Annotated in this window: 11 protein-coding genes; 4 read left to right on the top strand and 7 right to left on the bottom strand. The window is 58.0% G+C overall.

The window, feature by feature from the left end; genetic code table 11:
* The first annotated feature begins 34 nt into the window (after positions 1-34).
* Positions 35-1,129, top strand: a complete 1,095-nt coding sequence (locus tag F617_RS0106715) for a glycosyltransferase family 1 protein (protein WP_019564832.1) — start codon at positions 35-37, stop codon at positions 1,127-1,129.
* A 38-nt stretch (positions 1,130-1,167) separates the two neighbouring features.
* Here the strand turns inward: F617_RS0106715 and F617_RS0106710 are convergent, their stop codons facing one another.
* The 7 genes from F617_RS0106710 to F617_RS0106680 form a co-directional block, all read right to left on the bottom strand.
* Positions 1,168-2,373: a glycosyltransferase family 4 protein gene (locus tag F617_RS0106710; protein ID WP_019564831.1), complete on the bottom strand. Its 1,206-nt coding sequence runs from the start codon at positions 2,371-2,373 to the stop codon at positions 1,168-1,170.
* 88 nt (positions 2,374-2,461) lie between these two features.
* On the bottom strand, positions 2,462-3,985 hold the full coding sequence (locus F617_RS0106705) for an O-antigen ligase (RefSeq protein ID WP_019564830.1): 1,524 nt from the start codon (positions 3,983-3,985) through the stop codon (positions 2,462-2,464).
* A gap of 70 nt (positions 3,986-4,055) precedes the next feature.
* On the bottom strand, positions 4,056-4,715 hold the full coding sequence (locus tag F617_RS0106700) for a hypothetical protein (RefSeq protein WP_019564829.1): 660 nt from the start codon (positions 4,713-4,715) through the stop codon (positions 4,056-4,058).
* Between the two features lie 10 nt (positions 4,716-4,725).
* Positions 4,726-6,981 (bottom strand): polysaccharide biosynthesis tyrosine autokinase, encoded by a 2,256-nt coding sequence (locus tag F617_RS0106695; protein ID WP_019564828.1) that lies wholly within the window; start codon positions 6,979-6,981, stop codon positions 4,726-4,728.
* A 130-nt stretch (positions 6,982-7,111) separates the two neighbouring features.
* The gene (locus F617_RS0106690) at positions 7,112-8,020 is read right to left on the bottom strand and encodes a hypothetical protein (RefSeq protein WP_003511262.1); all 909 of its coding nucleotides are present in this window, start codon (positions 8,018-8,020) and stop codon (positions 7,112-7,114) included.
* Between the two features lie 186 nt (positions 8,021-8,206).
* Positions 8,207-9,316, bottom strand: a complete 1,110-nt coding sequence (locus tag F617_RS0106685) for an acyltransferase (protein WP_025595457.1) — start codon at positions 9,314-9,316, stop codon at positions 8,207-8,209.
* Between the two features lie 149 nt (positions 9,317-9,465).
* Positions 9,466-10,794, bottom strand: coding sequence for a hypothetical protein (locus F617_RS0106680; protein WP_026330707.1), 1,329 nt, complete (start codon positions 10,792-10,794; stop codon positions 9,466-9,468).
* A 465-nt stretch (positions 10,795-11,259) separates the two neighbouring features.
* Between F617_RS0106680 and F617_RS0106670 the strand changes: the two genes are divergently transcribed.
* From F617_RS0106670 to F617_RS0106655, 3 genes are all read left to right on the top strand, one after another.
* On the top strand, positions 11,260-12,495 hold the full coding sequence (locus F617_RS0106670; RefSeq protein WP_019564824.1) for a glycosyltransferase family 4 protein: 1,236 nt from the start codon (positions 11,260-11,262) through the stop codon (positions 12,493-12,495).
* A gap of 161 nt (positions 12,496-12,656) precedes the next feature.
* Positions 12,657-14,144 (top strand): lipopolysaccharide biosynthesis protein, encoded by a 1,488-nt coding sequence (locus tag F617_RS0106660; protein ID WP_019564823.1) that lies wholly within the window; start codon positions 12,657-12,659, stop codon positions 14,142-14,144.
* Entirely contained in the window at positions 14,129-15,454 is a 1,326-nt protein-coding gene (locus F617_RS0106655) for a polysaccharide pyruvyl transferase family protein (protein WP_019564822.1), read from the top strand. Before F617_RS0106660 ends, F617_RS0106655 begins: the two co-directional genes overlap by 16 nt.
* Positions 15,455-15,463: the final 9 nt, after the last annotated feature.

Below are 15,463 nucleotides of genomic sequence, written 5' to 3'. Positions count from 1 at the left end.
CGGGCAGAAAGTGCAGGCAAGCGGAAGGGTCAGGATGCGTATTCTCGTAAACATGCCGAGCCAGTATGGCGGCAAACCTTCCGGCGTCGCCCGCGTGACCTTCAGCCTGCTGGAGCGGCTGCTGGATCAGACGCGGGACGACTACATCCTGCGCTCTCCCTGGACGCGGGCACAGCTGCCCGAAAACCTGCGCGAAAGCCGCCTTCAGCTGATTGAGACGCCGCGGCCGCGTATCATGGTGTTTGATGTGCTGCGTCAGGCCATGACGTTACCGGCACTTTGCCGCAAGCTCGGCATCGATGTGCTGTTCAACGCCGATCCCTTCGGAAGTCCCCGCGGCGGCAAAGGGCGCGTCACACTGGTTCACGATCTTTATTTCAAGACCATCCCCGAACAGATCGGCTGGCGGGCAACGTTGACGACGGATTTGATCTTTCGACTGATGATGGCTGGTTCGAACCGGATCACCTGCGTATCGGAAGCGACGCGTAAGGATCTGGCGCAGTTTTATCCATCGGCTGCCGGGAAAAGTCTGACTATCCATTCTGACAGCACCTTGAGTGTCGATCCAGCGAGTTTAAACGGCCCGCCGCCGGTTGCCGCGCCATACATACTGGCGGTCGGAAACGCGACGTCGAATAAAAACCTTTCGCTTCTGGGCAAGGCTTTTGCCGTGATTGGCAAGGTCAGGCCGGATTTGCACGTCGTGCATGTTGGCCGCGACGATGCCGAGGAAATTGGCAGCGTGCTCGATGATCCGGAGCTGAAGGCGCGACTGATCCGGCTTTCCGGCATAGACGACCATCAACTGGCAGACCTTTACCGCCACGCCGCCTGCCTTTGTGTGCCTTCCACATATGAAGGGTTCTGCCTGCCGGTGCTGGAGGCGCAGCAACTGGGGTGTCCGGTCGTCTGCTCCAACCGTTCCGCAACGCCGGAGATCGCCGGAAAGGGCGCACTCACCTTCGATCCCGCGGACTCTGACAGCCTTGTCGCGGCACTTGAGCGGCTTTTTCGGGAGCCGGATCTGGCAAGCGATCTTCGCCAGGCTGGTTATGAAAACCGCAAGCTGTATTCATGGCAGAAGGCGGCGGAAAGCTATGCGCAGATTTTCCATGAACAGACCTGACGTCTAGAAGTCATGTCCCCGGGGTGAAATCTTACGGCTCATGCCCTGATGCCGCTGCGCAGCTCCGAATACAGAGCTTCGTATGCCCCGATTACCCGTTCGGGCGCGACACCCTGCGAAATGCGCGCTTTGGTTTCCGGTGTTTCCGCGAGAATGGCGGGGTTGCGCATCGCGTCAGTCATGCGGGCGGCAAGCTCGGCGGCGCTGCCCGGCGTGAAAAGGCTTTCCGGCCGGTCCCGACCGATCTGTTCGGCGACACCGGCGAGATTGGCGCCGAGAACCGGCACACCGCGTAGAATAGCTTCAGCGACAGTGCGCCCGAAAGCCTCTGGCCAGAGTGGTGGAACGATCAGACAATCTATACCGGCGAAGAAACTATCGGCGTCCACGTAGCCAGGAAATTCGACCGGAAGGTTGGCGGTTTTTTGCTCGTAGGCTTCGATGCCGCCCGGCGCGCGACCCGCCATGACCAGTCGCCAGCCCTTCGGCGGCAGGAGCGGCAGCGACTCGATCAGGAGATCTGCACCCTTGGGCGCCTCGATGCGGCCCAGATAGCCGAAAACAAGCGGGTCCCCAGGCGCGCGTGGAATGCGCTGTGTCTGTGAAGCTGGCGGCGCGATGGCATTCCAGATGACCGTGCGGCGGCTTTCCGGTACATGGGTGAAAAAGCCGGCCTGCACATGGCGCTCGACAATATCGTGGCCGACACCGGCGACAGCGTCGACGGCGCATTGGCAACGCCGGTGCAGGTAAGAGAAGGCGCGGCATTTTTTGCTGGTGCCGTCGCAGATGTGCCCGTCGTGAAACAGAGAGCCGTTGGTGCACATGCTGGTGAAATCGTGCAGGGAATGGACGAGCGGAATGCCGCGCTTGCGGATCATCGGCCAGATCAGCGGTGTCAGCTCCGACAGCGAATGGGTGTTGACGACATCAGGCCGGAAATCATCAATGACGCGGGCAAGCCGGCGCACGAGACCCGGATCCAGCTGCACGGCGATCTTGTAGTATTTTCGCTTCCATCCGGGTTGCTGTTCCCAGTCTCCGATAAAAAACGGCGTGGTATGTCCGAGGCGGTAAACGGCGAAATCATCCCGCAGCTCCACGGCCTGTTGTTTGCGGGAGATCGCCGCCACCGCTACCGTGTGTCCCTTCTCCGCCAGTCCACGCGCTAGGTCTTCCACGAATATCTCCGCGCCGCCGACCCGGTCCGGAGAAAACAGCGACGTTATTTGCAATATCCGCATGCCCAAATTCTCGCGTCTTTGTGTGGTTTTATAATCGTTACAACTATTGCGCATCAGCGAAATGAAGGCTGCTGCCATCCGGACTGATCTAGGCCGGCATTGCGGGATCGGTTGGAGATAGTTCGCGCCGCCGCGAACGGTCCCGTCCAACCCCTGGTGGGTTCAGGCAAAGCGTGACGACGGGCGCAAGGAATACGGCGTAAGCCATTGCGAAGCCGGGAATCTGCAGCGAAAAATCGAGTGTCGAATGCAATGCGACGAGCAGCAGCCCGGCAAGGCCGAGATGGGAAGCGTAACGGTAGTTTTTGCGTTTGCGCGCCCCGCGAATAAAAATGGCGAGTTGGACGAGCACGAAAAAAGCCGCATAAAATGGAAATGCGAGGCCGAGCGTCAGCAGTCCCTCGGCATAGACATTGTGGGCGTGGGTGACGATGGCATCCACCCCGCATTGCGCCGCGTGGTAGGGCGCATAGGTTTCCGTAAAGCTTGCAAGGCCGGTTCCCCAAGGCCAGCTGTCAGAAATGGCACGCGCGATGCCCGGCATGTAGCAGAAGCGCATGTCGTCTTCCAATCGCGTTTCCATGCGAAGCGCCACGCGATTGGCGAAGAGCAGGAACAGGCCAAGCGTAATGGCGAGCACGATCGCCGCGCGGCGCTTCGTGCCGCGCCGCTTGCGACGCAGGGCAGCCGCGTTGCGGCCTGTTTTGATGGGTGAGTTGAAGACGGTCAGAAGAATGAGGAAACTCAGTGCCGCAAAGCTTGATGCGATGCCGGCGCGCGATCCGGTCAGCATCAGGGCGATGAAGCAAAAGGCAGTGAGCACGCCGATGAAGGCGGCCTTGCGGATGAGGCGTTTCTGGCCGACTGGAACGGTCAGGCGATTTGCCACCAGCGCCCTGACCATTCCCCAGTCTGGAGCCGTCAGCCGTTTGTGCAGCATCACGACGAGGGTCAGGAGAATGAGACCGAAGAAGGTGGCGGCGGTATTGCGGTTGACGAAAAGGCCGGTCAGGCTGCCGAGATAGAAGCGCTTCTGAATGAAGCCGAGTGTTTCTGGAAAAAGCAGAAACTGCACGATTGACAACAGTGCCAGCCATCCGCCGGCAATTGCGAACCATCGCAGCGCTTTTGCCGCGCGCTCGTCGGTATCGAAAATGACGAGGCCGGCCATGAAGGCGCCGAAGGGCAGGGCGGCGCTTAACAGGCCGAGCCGATCATCCGCCGGGGTGAGCGAAACCGTGGCGTCGGGGGCGAACTGCACAAACATGGCGGCGGTCGACCAGGCGGGATTGGGTGGAGCAATACCCGGCACAGATGATTGCAGCCACATCTGGATGATGAGTGCCCCCAGCAAAAGGCAGGTCGCCACAAGCGCCACGCTTGCACCAGCCCGAGGCGGCCCGAACAACAGGATGGCGGGCACGAGCAACAAATAAATTGCAACGGTGACGACGATACGGCTCTCGATTTCAGTTGCGCCGCGATTGAGAAGCGCAAGCAGGAAGATAGCCCAGAAGATGACTATGGCGGCCGTCCGAAAATAGTCTGGAAACGCAACCGGTCGCGGTGGCGATGAGGATAGCGGTTCTGATTGGGCTTCGATGGACGACATTGGCTTTCGGCTTTGCAATAACTGTTGCTGCGACGATGTCTAAGGTAGAAGGACGAGGCGGGCCGCTATGTCACGGAAGCGGCACGGTGCGTTTCATGCCGGCCTGCGGCTGCTGCGGACAGATCTTCCGCAGGGTCCAGCGCAGGATTTCCCCCTCTTTGCCGCAGACGACTGCCGTGTCCGCATTGCGGGCCGCATCGGCCTGAGGCAGCGTGTCTTTTGGAAATTGCTGCCACATCACGAAGCGCCCGCGTATCAGGTTGGCGTCTGCAGGCCCGTAAAGTTGGGAAAAATTCATCAGAACGGCGATTTCCATTGGCGAAGCGTCACGCAGCGAACGAACCATGGCAAGACGCAGCCACACATCGCCATTTGCAGGCAAACAGGAGAGCGCGTGACGAATATAGCTTTCGGCAAAGCCGAGACGCGCCGCACCGGCCTCCGACGTCGCATCTTGGCCATTTGCATCGAGATCTGCGAGAACGAGCCGTAACCCGGCCTTGACGATATCCGAACGGCAGATTTTCTCCGCAACGACGGGGTGCAGCCCATCGACCGTCTTCGCCAGAAGATCGTGCGCCAGGCCGCTTTTGTCGTCGGCAATTCTTGCCAAGGCGACGACATCGGAAAACCGCCGGGTTTCGGAAAACGCCTGTGCGGCGACGGATAAAACAAACACGGAAAGGATGAGAACCGGCACGACCGCGAAGAATTTACGCAGGCCCGCCATTCCGTCCCGCCTAATCATGGTAATATCGCGTGTAGCGCGCGTGATAATATTCGCTTGAACCGTAAGCCCGGTAAAGCTTCAGCTTTTCCGTGTCCACCTTGTTGAGGATGACACCGAGACATTTCTTGCGGATCTGGACTTCGTTTTCAATCGTATTGCGTACCGCCCTGCGGGCGGTTTTGCCCCACTCTGTGACGAAGACGAAACCGTCGATCCGGCCGGCCATCGCGCGGGCATCCACCACCGGCCCGAGAGGCGGCAGGTCGACGATGATGTAGTCGAAGAGACCGCTCGCTTCGGCCAGCAATTTGTACATTTGCGCCGATGTCAGCAGCTCGGAGGAGTGCGGTACGCGCTGCTTGACAACCGTTGGCAGGAAAGCGAGCCGCGTCTTTTCGTCGTGCAGCAGCACATCGCGCATATTGCGGCTTTCCAGCAGCACTTCGAGCAGGCCTTCTGCAGCATGACGCCCCAAAGCGCGCGTGGCGCCGGGGTTGCGAATATCCGCATCCAGCAGAAGAACCCTTGCTCCCTGTCCGGCCAGAAGCTGAGCCAGATTGATGGAGATCGTCGATTTGCCCTCGCTCGGCAACGCCGATACAACGCCCACCACCCGCGCGCCGGTTTTCGGGGGAATGCCAAGATCTATCGCAAGCCGTGTGCTGCGCAGCGTTTCGGCGAAGGATGATAGCGGGTGATCGACAGTGTAGCGGGCAACGCTGGACGGGCGTGTGGCGGTAGGCGGCCCCTCCTGTCCCTTTGGCAACACATCCGTGCCCGGCTTGTTCTGGACGAGCGGGGTGTTGCCCAGAAATTCCAGCCCGAGAACGTCGCGAACCTGTTCTCCGGTGCGGAAGAAACGGTCGCGGAACTCGCGAAACATGGCGATGCCACCGCCGGCCGCGGCGCCCATGATCATGAACAGCGCCAAAAGTAGCGGTTTGTTCGGTTTGCTTGGAATGTTGGGCGGAACTGCCCTCGAAATCACGCGTGCTTCCGTTACGGGGAAGGATTGCTGCTGCATCGCTTCCTGATAACGCTGCAGGAAGGTCTGATACATGTTCTTGTAAGTTTCCGCCTCACGCTGCAATTCGCGAAGCTGAACCTGGGTCTGGCTGGCCGAGTTGCTGACGCTGGTAGCCTTGGCAACGCTCTCCGCAAGTGATTTCTCTCTTGCTTCCGAAACCTCCAGATCGCTCTTGTAACTTTGCGCAATACGGCTGATTTCCTGGAACATCAGCCGGCGGTATTCTTGCATTTCGTTGCGCAGACGCACCGCCTGAACATGGTTGCTGCCAAGCCTGCGGGTGATTTCCGTTTCGATCTTCGAGGATTCGAGATATTTCTTGCGCAGATCGTTCGCGACCGAGCTCTCGAGAATGTCGGTGACGACGGCGTCGACATCGTCCGTGGCAAGGATATGTTCGATGCGTTGTACCCGCGCTCGCGACCTGGCTGTTTCCGACTGCGCCAGAATAAGCGCGCTGTTGGACTCGGCCAGTTGCTGATCGGAAAGCAGGCCGTTATTGCCGGTTTCGATCAAGCCGTGTTCGGCGCGAAATTTCTGTACGGCAAGGTCGGTGTCGAGTGCCCGCTGACGCAACTCGGCAATACGGTCGGACAGCCAGTCGCTGGCCCGCTTCGTCGCCTCGTATTTGGAGTTCAGCTTGTCCACCAGATAGGCCGACGCCACCGCATTGACGATCTGGGCGGCTAGAACCGGTGATGTCGAGTTGTAGGTCAGTTCCAGCGCGTAGGTACGGCCGATACGCTTGACGCTGAGACCGTCCAGCAGCCGGTCCGACAGCGCCCGCTTCAGGGTGCTGTCATCGATGACGGCCTCTTTTGCCGGCGAGAACCACTGCGAAACGTTAACGAGCGAACGGATGGTGCCGAATATCGAACTCAGAAGCGAGGCACGGTTTGCCCTGAATTCCTGATTTTCCGTCAGGTTCAAACTGTCGACGACGGCAATCCCGATGGTTTCCGATTGCAGGACCTCGACCTGGCTGAGAATGGAAGCCTCATCCTCCACGACACCGCCGATCGTCGAAAGCTGCTCGACGACCTGGCTGTTGTTGCGGTCGATCAAAAGGGTAGCCGAAGCTGAATAGATCGGAACGGCCGTCGCGGCATAAGCGAGACCGATTGTCCCGGCAATGGCGACTGCCGCGAGGACGACGCGCCACTGTCGGCGGACCGTGGCAAGAACGGCGTCTATATCGATAAAGTCGGCTGTAAATCCGCTTTTGTCGATGTCGGCCATAGTCAGGGGATCGTGCCTTTGCAACAACTGTCAGCCTCGCTCTTTTTGGCGGGCGTGGCACCCGCCAAGTCTCGGTTGCATGGTAGGACAGGCGGCCGCCATTCCCGCAGGAAGGGCGGCAAAACCGGGTTCAAACGGGACTTGTGCTGACTGGCGTGCTGGTGCTGCCGGTTGAAAGGGGCGCGGCAAAGAAGTTGTTGGTTGTGGTGGTTCCGCCGCTGCCGGTGCTGCCACCGCTGCCGCCACCGCCAACCGGTGCGGCTCCGCCGCCGGCCTGTGCCGTACCTGCTGGTGAGCCCGCCGCTCCCGAGCCGCCAATGCTGTTGCCGCTTGCAGGTGAAGAGCCGGCGCCACCAATCGGTGAGGCAGCAGCTGCAGCTGCCGCAGGCGCTGCCGGACCGGCCGCCGTTCCCTGAACATTTTCGCTAAAGGCGATCAGAAGATCGGAGGGCACGCCGACACCCTTGGTCTGCAACTGAATTGCGGCGGCAAGTATCGTATTGCCCCTCTGCATCGCCGTAGAATAGGCGAGCGCCAGACCTTCGCCGACAACTTCGGAGAAGTCCTTGTTGCCGACCTTCTGGGCCAGTGCGACGATGGTGGGCAACTGGCTGGAGTCGCTCAGGATCAGGCCAGAAAGCTGTTCGGAGAACTGCGCCGCGCTGGTGGAAACGGCAATGATCGGAAAGCCGTTCGTCACCTTTCCAGTGATGTCGGCGTTTGCCGCATCGGTGCTGGAAGCGATGCCGGCCAGATCCTTGACCGTTGCCTGCGTCGGAGACTGCTTGAATAGTTCCGCGGCAGCAAGGGAAACCGTGTCCGGATTGGAGCTGTTAACGCGAGCCAGAAATGCGGCGTTGGTTTCGTCGGCGGCCTTCACGGGTGTGCCAGTTGTCGCAGTCTGTACCGGCGGCGTCTGCTGCCCGGCAGCTGGCGGCGCTGGTTCCACGTTCTGGGCGTTGGCGACTGCGGAAAAAAGACCGAGGCTGGTGATCAATACCGCACCAGTGAGCGTCGAGCCAATACGAAGGCGGGACATCACAACTCTCCAAATTTTTAAAAAATACGATTTTAAGTAAGCTGAAATGCTGAATATGGTTATCCAACATCTAAAATTTTCTTTTTAAATCGCACAGCCCTAGCTAACGATCAAGTGCTAAAATAAACTTGTGAACGGAACTTCGGGGTATACTTAACAGCAGACCCGGGGACTTTTCTCTGGGCGTCAGGACACGGCGACTTTTCGCCGGGGTGTTATCAGCCTGTCACGAAGCCAGATATTTGCGGGCGTTTCGACAAGGACGTGAAATGCGTGGGCGATGGCGATGGTGCTGGCGACGACGATGAGATAGACGACATTTTTCCACTCCTGCGGCCAGGTGATGCCGCCGGAAGCAACCAGGAATGCCCGAAAGATGAATGGGTGCAGCAGGTAAAGCGCGTAGGAGGAATCGCCCAGTTTCGCCAGCGGCTGCGCAAAACGGGGCAGGGAGATGCCCCTGGTCAGGGTTGCCGCGGCCATCAGGAAAATCGCGCCACCGCCAAAAACGAGTAGCCGGGTATAGGAATAACAGCCCGGATTGCATTGGAATTCGAACCTTTTCAGATCGATAAGCGTCCAAATCGCCACGCCGCAAAGGGCCACCGCAATCCCCAGCAAGGGCGGTAGGCGCACGCCGCGCAGGAAAAGCACGGCGAGCAACATTCCCGCCACGAACTCCAGAATGATGGGCTGAAACCAGAAACTAAACGGCAATGCGAGACTGAAGTTGGAGCCGATGAGCACTGCGGCGAGCAGCACAGCCGTTGTTGTAAGCACGGCGCGTTCCAGCGGCAGGAAGATAAAAACCGCGAATACGACATAAAAAAACATCTCGTAATTCAGCGTCCAGCCCAGATCGATGATTGGAAACGGATAGGCGTCACCATAACCCATGCTGTCATAGGGAATGAAGAGGTAGGAGGTTAGGACGGCCTGCAAGGACGGGAAGGCCTTGGCGCTGAGAAGAACGGCGACCGCGGCCATGGCGAGCCGCATGGTCAACACGAACCAGTAAAGAGGAAGGATGCGGAGAAGCCGGCGCACAAGAAAGGCCGAGCGCCCTCCCTCTGCTGCGAAATACGGCCGGGAGGCATAAACGATGACAAAGCCGGAAATGACGAAAAACAGATCGACGCCCGCACCCAGCCTCAGGAGATGGAGGTTGACGAGCGAGAACTCCCAGTTCACCTGCGCGTGCAGCGCAACAATCATGATTGCCGCCAGGGCACGCATCATTTGAAGAATATCGAGACGCTGCGCCCCGGAAACAGGCGCTTTTTCATTTTTTTGCATCGTCATCATCTATAAAAAGAAAAAATTTATACAGTAATATTTTGCGCTCGCAGCAGCGAGCAAAAGTGGTCTATTTCAGAAGGCTATCATGCAATAGGCTGACACGATATATAAAATTTGTCGGCCGGAAATTTTCGCCCGCACGCCGTTCAGAAAACCTCCAGCACCGTAAGCTGGTCGCTGACGGAAAGCCGGTATTGCCCACCTTCCTTTGCGATCACCCGCTGGCTTACGGAACCGTCATCGCCGAACCGGTGCGCGATGACTTGGCTATGCGGGCCGGTTACCGAAAAGGCCATTGCACGTTCGGCTGGCGGATTTTCGATCCGCGCCGGCCATTGCCAGCCGCGTATGCCAAGCCACACCGGGGCGAGCAGCGCGCCGTCTGGTCTTGTCAGGCGCAGGGAAAACCTTTCGGAATCATCGTTGAGGAAAGCGAGGCTGCGTTCCGCTGGCTCTGTTTGCCGACTCGCCTTGCAAAGGGCAAGAAGGGCACGAACGGCCCCGTAAGCAGGGGTCCGGCTCAGATCGTGGCGCAGCAGGCCAAAGGACGATTCCGGATTTGTCTCGTCTTCGGCAAAGCTGGAGACCATTTCATAGATGTAAGCCCGGCGGATGCCGCTGATGAAGGACCACAGGAGCGTGCGCGGCATGTAGCGCGCCTTGATGCCTTCGGTGACGGGAAAATGGAAGGTCTTTGGTTGCAGTGAGGTGTGGTACCCGATCTCAGTGGCGAGCACCGGCCGGCCGGCTGCTATATGCGCCGAGGCCGCGACAGATTTGGAGAGCGCCCCCGGCCCAGTCGTTTCGGGATGTTCCATTCCGGCGTAGGGGTGAATATTGCCGAAGTCGCATACGTTCTGCAGGTTTAGCGCCAGCGCCGTATTCGCCTGGATATAGCTTGGCGCGACAAGCGGTACGTTGCTCACGGCCGGAGTTGAGCGGATCGTTGCAAAAAGTGCAGCCTGATGCTCTGCCGAAATGCGCGGCGCATTGGCCGGGTCTTTCGTCAGCGTCGGTTCATTGCTGCCTTCGAAAACTTCGATGCCGCCGTCGCACCAGTCGTAGAAATCGGCAATCCTGTTCAGTGGCGTTGAGACGTAGGGGTTGAGATTGTCGTAACAGATGATCGTGAGGCGAACGTTGGCCGCCACAATCCTGCGCAGGCGCTGGAAAGCCGGGCTGTTGCGGCTGTCCTTTGCGGTAATCAGTCCCTCGTCACGCAAGTGGCCCACACCAAGCGCTTCCAGTTCAGGCAGGATGCGCTCGAAGCTTTCCGGATAAATGCCGTTCGTGCGGGCGAAATGGCCACACACGCCCACACTGTCCAAAAAGGCTTCCGTGCTGGCCGAAAAAACGGATTGAGTCTGCGCGAAAGCGGGGCGCACACCCGTGGCGGCAACCAGTGCGAAAGGTGCGGCTGAAAGCAGGCCGCGCCGTGTCAGGTGGCCCATGGTGACCGGCTGTTTTCCGTTCATCTGCGTCTCCTGGTCCGGCGAGATTATAAAAAGCAGCCGCGATCATATCGGCGGCGCCTCTCAAGATGTCAGATTGTCCTGGAAGTTTTTGGCATCTTCATTCGCCATCAAATCCATGTTTCTGAAATGAAATAAATATATAAATTAATGATATTATATGCGGACGAAACAGAATTCACCGCTTCCGCCCGTACGTTTTTTCATATGAGAATGAAGCTAACACGGGACAGGTTCTTTTCGCAACACGGCATGACTTTTGTCGCGCCGCGAAAAAAAGCACTTGAAATGCCGTCAGTTCCCGTGCTTTTTGAAAGTGGATTTTTGGTTATTCATATTTTCAAGCGTTAAATCTGCTCTGCCTTTTGTGTTTTTTGCACATGTCTCATTGGTCCCGGAGTATCCGGCAACATGGGCGAGGCCAAGCGGAAGTCATAAATTTTCGATAAGGAAATAGAGCGTATCCGTATGCGAATTCTCCATCTCAGCAGCCTTTATCCGCCGCATATCGTTGGCGGGTGCGAACGCTCGGTCGAACATCTTGCCGAGGAACTCGTCTCCATGGGACATGAGGTCGGTGCCGCCTGCATAGAGCGGCAGGCCGAACCCAAAACGGTGCGCAACGGCGTCAGCGTCTACCGCATGTTCCACAATAACGATTTCTGGCTGGAGGACTGGCCACAATATACGCCGCAGCAAAGGCGTATGCAGAAGATCAAGCAGCAATGGAATTTCAACGTCGAGAAGCAGTTCGAAGCCGTTCTTGACGATTTCAAGCCGGATGTTCTCAATACGCACTCGCTGCTGGATGTGACGACGCTGGTGTGGCGGGCGGCGCACAAGCGCAACATTCCGATCGTCCACACGATCTGCGAATATGATCTTCTGTGCGGTAACGCCGCCATGTTCAAGGGCGGCAAGCCCTGCGAACACATCCATCTTGGCTGTCAGGTGGTGAATTTCACCAAGAAATTCACGCAGCGCTACATCGGCGCGGTGGCAAGCGTTGGCACGGAAATCCTTAAAACCCATGTCGATCACGGGCTTTTCCATCACCTGCCGGAAAGCATGCGCCGTGTGATCTTTTATTCCTGCACGGTTCCGGAGGGCGACCCGGTGGCACGCAGGCAGATCGACCGAACCGGCAAGCCGATGACCTTCGGCTATATCGGCCGCATCAACACGGAAAAGGGTGTCGGCAACATGGTCGATGCCTTCAGGGAAATCGGCCACGGTAACTGGCGCTGTCTGGTTGCCGGCCACGCGATGGACGATTCCATCGAACGCTTCAAGGCCCAGGCCGGCGACCTGCCGATCGAGTTCGTCGGCTGGGCAAAGCCGAAGGAATTCTTCGAAGAGATCGATGTGCTCATCGTTCCCTCCTTCTGGGCTGAACCTTCGCCGCGCACCATCTACGAGGCTTATGCGATGGGGGTGCCGGTCATCGGCGCGGCCTCGGGAGGCATTCCAGAACTGATCGGCGAGACCAACCACGACTGGCTGTTCGAACCGGGCAACGCCACGGACCTTGCCGCACGCATTCGCCGGGTGTTGACGCTTTCGCGCGAGCAATTGCCGACGGAGGCCGATTTCGGAAATATCGTCGAGGAATCCACCTCGCGCCGGGTGGGTGAGAACTATGTGAAGCTCTACGAGGACGTGCTGGCGAAAAGCAGGGAAAGCCGAACCTTACGCGCATCTTAGACCGGCAACGGACCGGGTCCGTTGCAAGCGTTTCTTCCAAGGAAAGAGCACATGGTAGAAAGCAATATCGGCAAAGTCCGTTTCCCCAAGCTGGACTTCGATCGTTTTCTGGCCGCTGCGGTGGTCGGGCTGTCACGACCGGCTTTGCAGGCGGCAGGTTGATGGCGGAGCAAAGTTCGATAGGCAGCGCCGCGATAACAGGCGTTTTCTGGTCCATCGTCCAGAACTGGGGTGGAAAGCTTTTTACCTCCATTCTTTTCATCGTTCTTGCCCGGTTCCTCAGCCCCACCGACTACGGCATGGTCGCTACGGCGGGCCTGGTTCTGATGCTCATCCAGATGCTGTCGGAGTTCGGTTTCGCAGATGCGATCGTGCAGAAACGAAATCTGGAGCCAAGCGACGTCAATCTGCCATTTTATGTGTCCGTTGCGCTGGCAACGGTGTTTGTCATCGTTGTTTGTATGCTGTCGCCCAGACTGGAAAGCTGGTTCGAGGTGGAAGGGCTGGCACCGATCATCGTGGCAATCTGCATATTGCTGCCGCTGAATACCGCCTCGCTTTTTCAGGAAGTCAATTATCGGCGTGCGCTCGCGTTCAAGCCGCTGGCAATAAGAACCTTCATTTCGAATATTATCGGCGGTGGCGTTGCGATTGCTTTCGCCATCATGGGCCTGGGCGTCTGGAGCCTTGTCGTTCAGACTTATGTCGCAACCATTGTGACGCTGATCTGGCTCTGGCGCAAACCGCACTGGCTTCCGGGCACCACGCTCAAGCCCGACACTTTTTTCGAATTGCTTCGCTTCGGCTCGTCGGCTCTCGGTCTGCGCATCGTGGATTTCGGAGCCACGCGGCTTATCGACGTCATGATCCTGGGGCGTTACGGGGTTGCTCTCTTTGGGCTCTACACCGTCGGCAGCAGGCTCTATCAGCTTCTCATGCAGCTGCTTCAGGCGGCGCTATATGATGTTTCGTTGACGGTGCTGTCCCGCATATCGCACGAGCGGGAGCGCATGGCGGAACTGTACAAGCAATCCATCACCATATCTTCGATCTTTTCGACACCGATCTTCGTGCTCTCGGCTGCGTTGGCGCCAGAGATCTGCAACGTCCTGTTCGGCGCGCAATGGCAGGGTGCCGACGCGGTTGCGCGGCCGCTGCTGCTGCTGGGTGCTTTGCAATGCGTCCAGTTTCAAAACGGCCCGTTTCTGTCCGCACGCGGCAGGCCGGACAAGGTGCTGATTGCCGGGACGGTCAAGGCAATCTCTACCATCCTGTTGATATTGCTTGTCCCAACGGAAAACATCCGGGAAATCGTCATCGTGTTTGTCTTCGGGCAGCTCACTTCGACGCCTTTCACATTTTATTTTGTCGCCCGGGAACTCGGCATCAAGCTGTGGAGAATTCTCCTCCTGCTTTTGCCAAGCTTCGGTTCCAGCGGTCTCTGCTTCCTGCTCGTTCAGTGGATGCGACCTGAAGTTAAAATGCTGGGTGCGGGCGACCTCGTATCCGGCATCCTGCTCGGTGGTATGTTTGGCGTCGCATATCTGTTGCTTTTGGCTCTGACCGCGAGAAGCGAGGCCCGGTCCGCCATCGCCCTCATCATGAGCAAAATCGGTTCTCGAAAGGAAAGAAAATGCGCAAGCTCGTGAAAAAAATACTCCCTGCACCACTGCGTCGGAAGCTGGTGCAATATAACGAGCGGCGCAATCTGGATAATGCGGTCCAGCAACTCTTCAATGATCTGCAAGAGCTGAAGCACAGTATCAAGCCTATCAATGTCGGAGATCGGCTGAACCGGCTTTTGATCGTGGCTGGTGATCCCATCACCCTGTTCGGTTCCGCCGGCGATGACGCGATGATCACGGCGACCGTGCAGAATGCCCGTGCGAGCAATCCCAATGTCGAGATAGACATCCTCGTCGAGGGAACGAATTTTGGCGACTCTGCTTTGCAGAGAGGCTTTGTTACCGTCGATATCTTTGGAAAGCCTGACTTCATCCAGGCCCTTGCCCAGCAATTTTCAGTGCGGAAGTACGATTGCATCGTCGTTGTCGGTGCCGACGTGATGGATGGCTATTATCATCCGCTGGTCAGCGCAAAACTTCTGGCAAGCGCTGACCTGGCTGCCGCCGCCGGGATCAAAAACGTTATCCTCGGTTTCAGTTTTAATGAAACGCCACACCCCGCTTTGGCGAAGTTCTACAGCTCCCTTCATCCGGGGGTGTCGCTCAATGTGCGTGACGTTGTTTCCCTCGAGCGTCTGAACGCCTTTGCCACGGCCAAGGCGGCACTGGTTTCCGATTCTGCATTTAGTCTTGTCCCATCGGAACCCGATGAAGATACGATCTCGTGGATCGCGCGAAAGCGCGCCGAGGGATACAGGGTCATGGGCTTCAATCTGCATCCCATGCTGTTCAAGAATGCGGATAACGCGCAGATCGCGGCGATCATCAGGCGCGGGGCCGAAGCACTGGAGTTCGTTGCCGATGCAAGACCGGTCTGCTGGCTGGTCATTCCGCATGACTACCGGAAAGACGTGGGCGATCAGGCCTGCCTCAAGGCCATTACCGAGCTTGCTCCATCTTCACAGACGGACAGGGTTCGATATCTGGATGGCAGATGGCCAGCCCCGGTTTTAAAAGGCGTTGCCGGTAAACTTGATGGCCTCGTCAGCGGACGCATGCATCTTGCGATCGCTGCGCTGGGCAAGGGCGTTCCTGTGATATGCATTGCGTATCAAGGCAAGTTCGAAGGGCTGTACCAGCATTTCGGTCTCTCCGCGGCTGAGCTGCTTTCGCCCGCCAAGTTCCATACGGATGATGGCATCAAGAATGCCTTGATCAATTTCGTGGATCAGGCCGATGAGATTCGCGAAAAAGTCGGGAAAAAGCTGCCTGAAATTCTGGACCTTTCCAAAAGGAATTTTCAGGTGTTCGAGACCTTCGCCAAGCAGCCTTGAGTCATTTTC

The sequence above is a fragment of the Agrobacterium sp. 10MFCol1.1 genome (assembly GCF_000381165.1).
In the GTDB taxonomy this organism is placed as follows: domain Bacteria; phylum Pseudomonadota; class Alphaproteobacteria; order Rhizobiales; family Rhizobiaceae; genus Agrobacterium; species Agrobacterium tumefaciens.
This window is presented reverse-complemented; position numbering and strand designations above follow the sequence as displayed.

Excerpts from the sequence above, each read along its gene's own strand:
- F617_RS0106715 (WP_019564832.1), top strand. The coding sequence starts at position 35 with ATGCGTATTCTCGTAAACATGCCGAGCCAGTATGGCGGCAAACCTTCC.
- F617_RS0106710 (WP_019564831.1), bottom strand. The coding sequence starts at position 2,373 with ATGCGGATATTGCAAATAACGTCGCTGTTTTCTCCGGACCGGGTCGGC.
- F617_RS0106705 (WP_019564830.1), bottom strand. The coding sequence starts at position 3,985 with ATGTCGTCCATCGAAGCCCAATCAGAACCGCTATCCTCATCGCCACCG.
- F617_RS0106700 (WP_019564829.1), bottom strand. The coding sequence starts at position 4,715 with ATGGCGGGCCTGCGTAAATTCTTCGCGGTCGTGCCGGTTCTCATCCTT.
- F617_RS0106695 (WP_019564828.1), bottom strand. The coding sequence starts at position 6,981 with ATGGCCGACATCGACAAAAGCGGATTTACAGCCGACTTTATCGATATA.
- F617_RS0106690 (WP_003511262.1), bottom strand. The coding sequence starts at position 8,020 with ATGTCCCGCCTTCGTATTGGCTCGACGCTCACTGGTGCGGTATTGATC.
- F617_RS0106685 (WP_025595457.1), bottom strand. The coding sequence starts at position 9,316 with ATGCAAAAAAATGAAAAAGCGCCTGTTTCCGGGGCGCAGCGTCTCGAT.
- F617_RS0106680 (WP_026330707.1), bottom strand. The coding sequence starts at position 10,794 with ATGAACGGAAAACAGCCGGTCACCATGGGCCACCTGACACGGCGCGGC.
- F617_RS0106670 (WP_019564824.1), top strand. The coding sequence starts at position 11,260 with ATGCGAATTCTCCATCTCAGCAGCCTTTATCCGCCGCATATCGTTGGC.
- F617_RS0106660 (WP_019564823.1), top strand. The coding sequence starts at position 12,657 with ATGGCGGAGCAAAGTTCGATAGGCAGCGCCGCGATAACAGGCGTTTTC.
- F617_RS0106655 (WP_019564822.1), top strand. The coding sequence starts at position 14,129 with ATGCGCAAGCTCGTGAAAAAAATACTCCCTGCACCACTGCGTCGGAAG.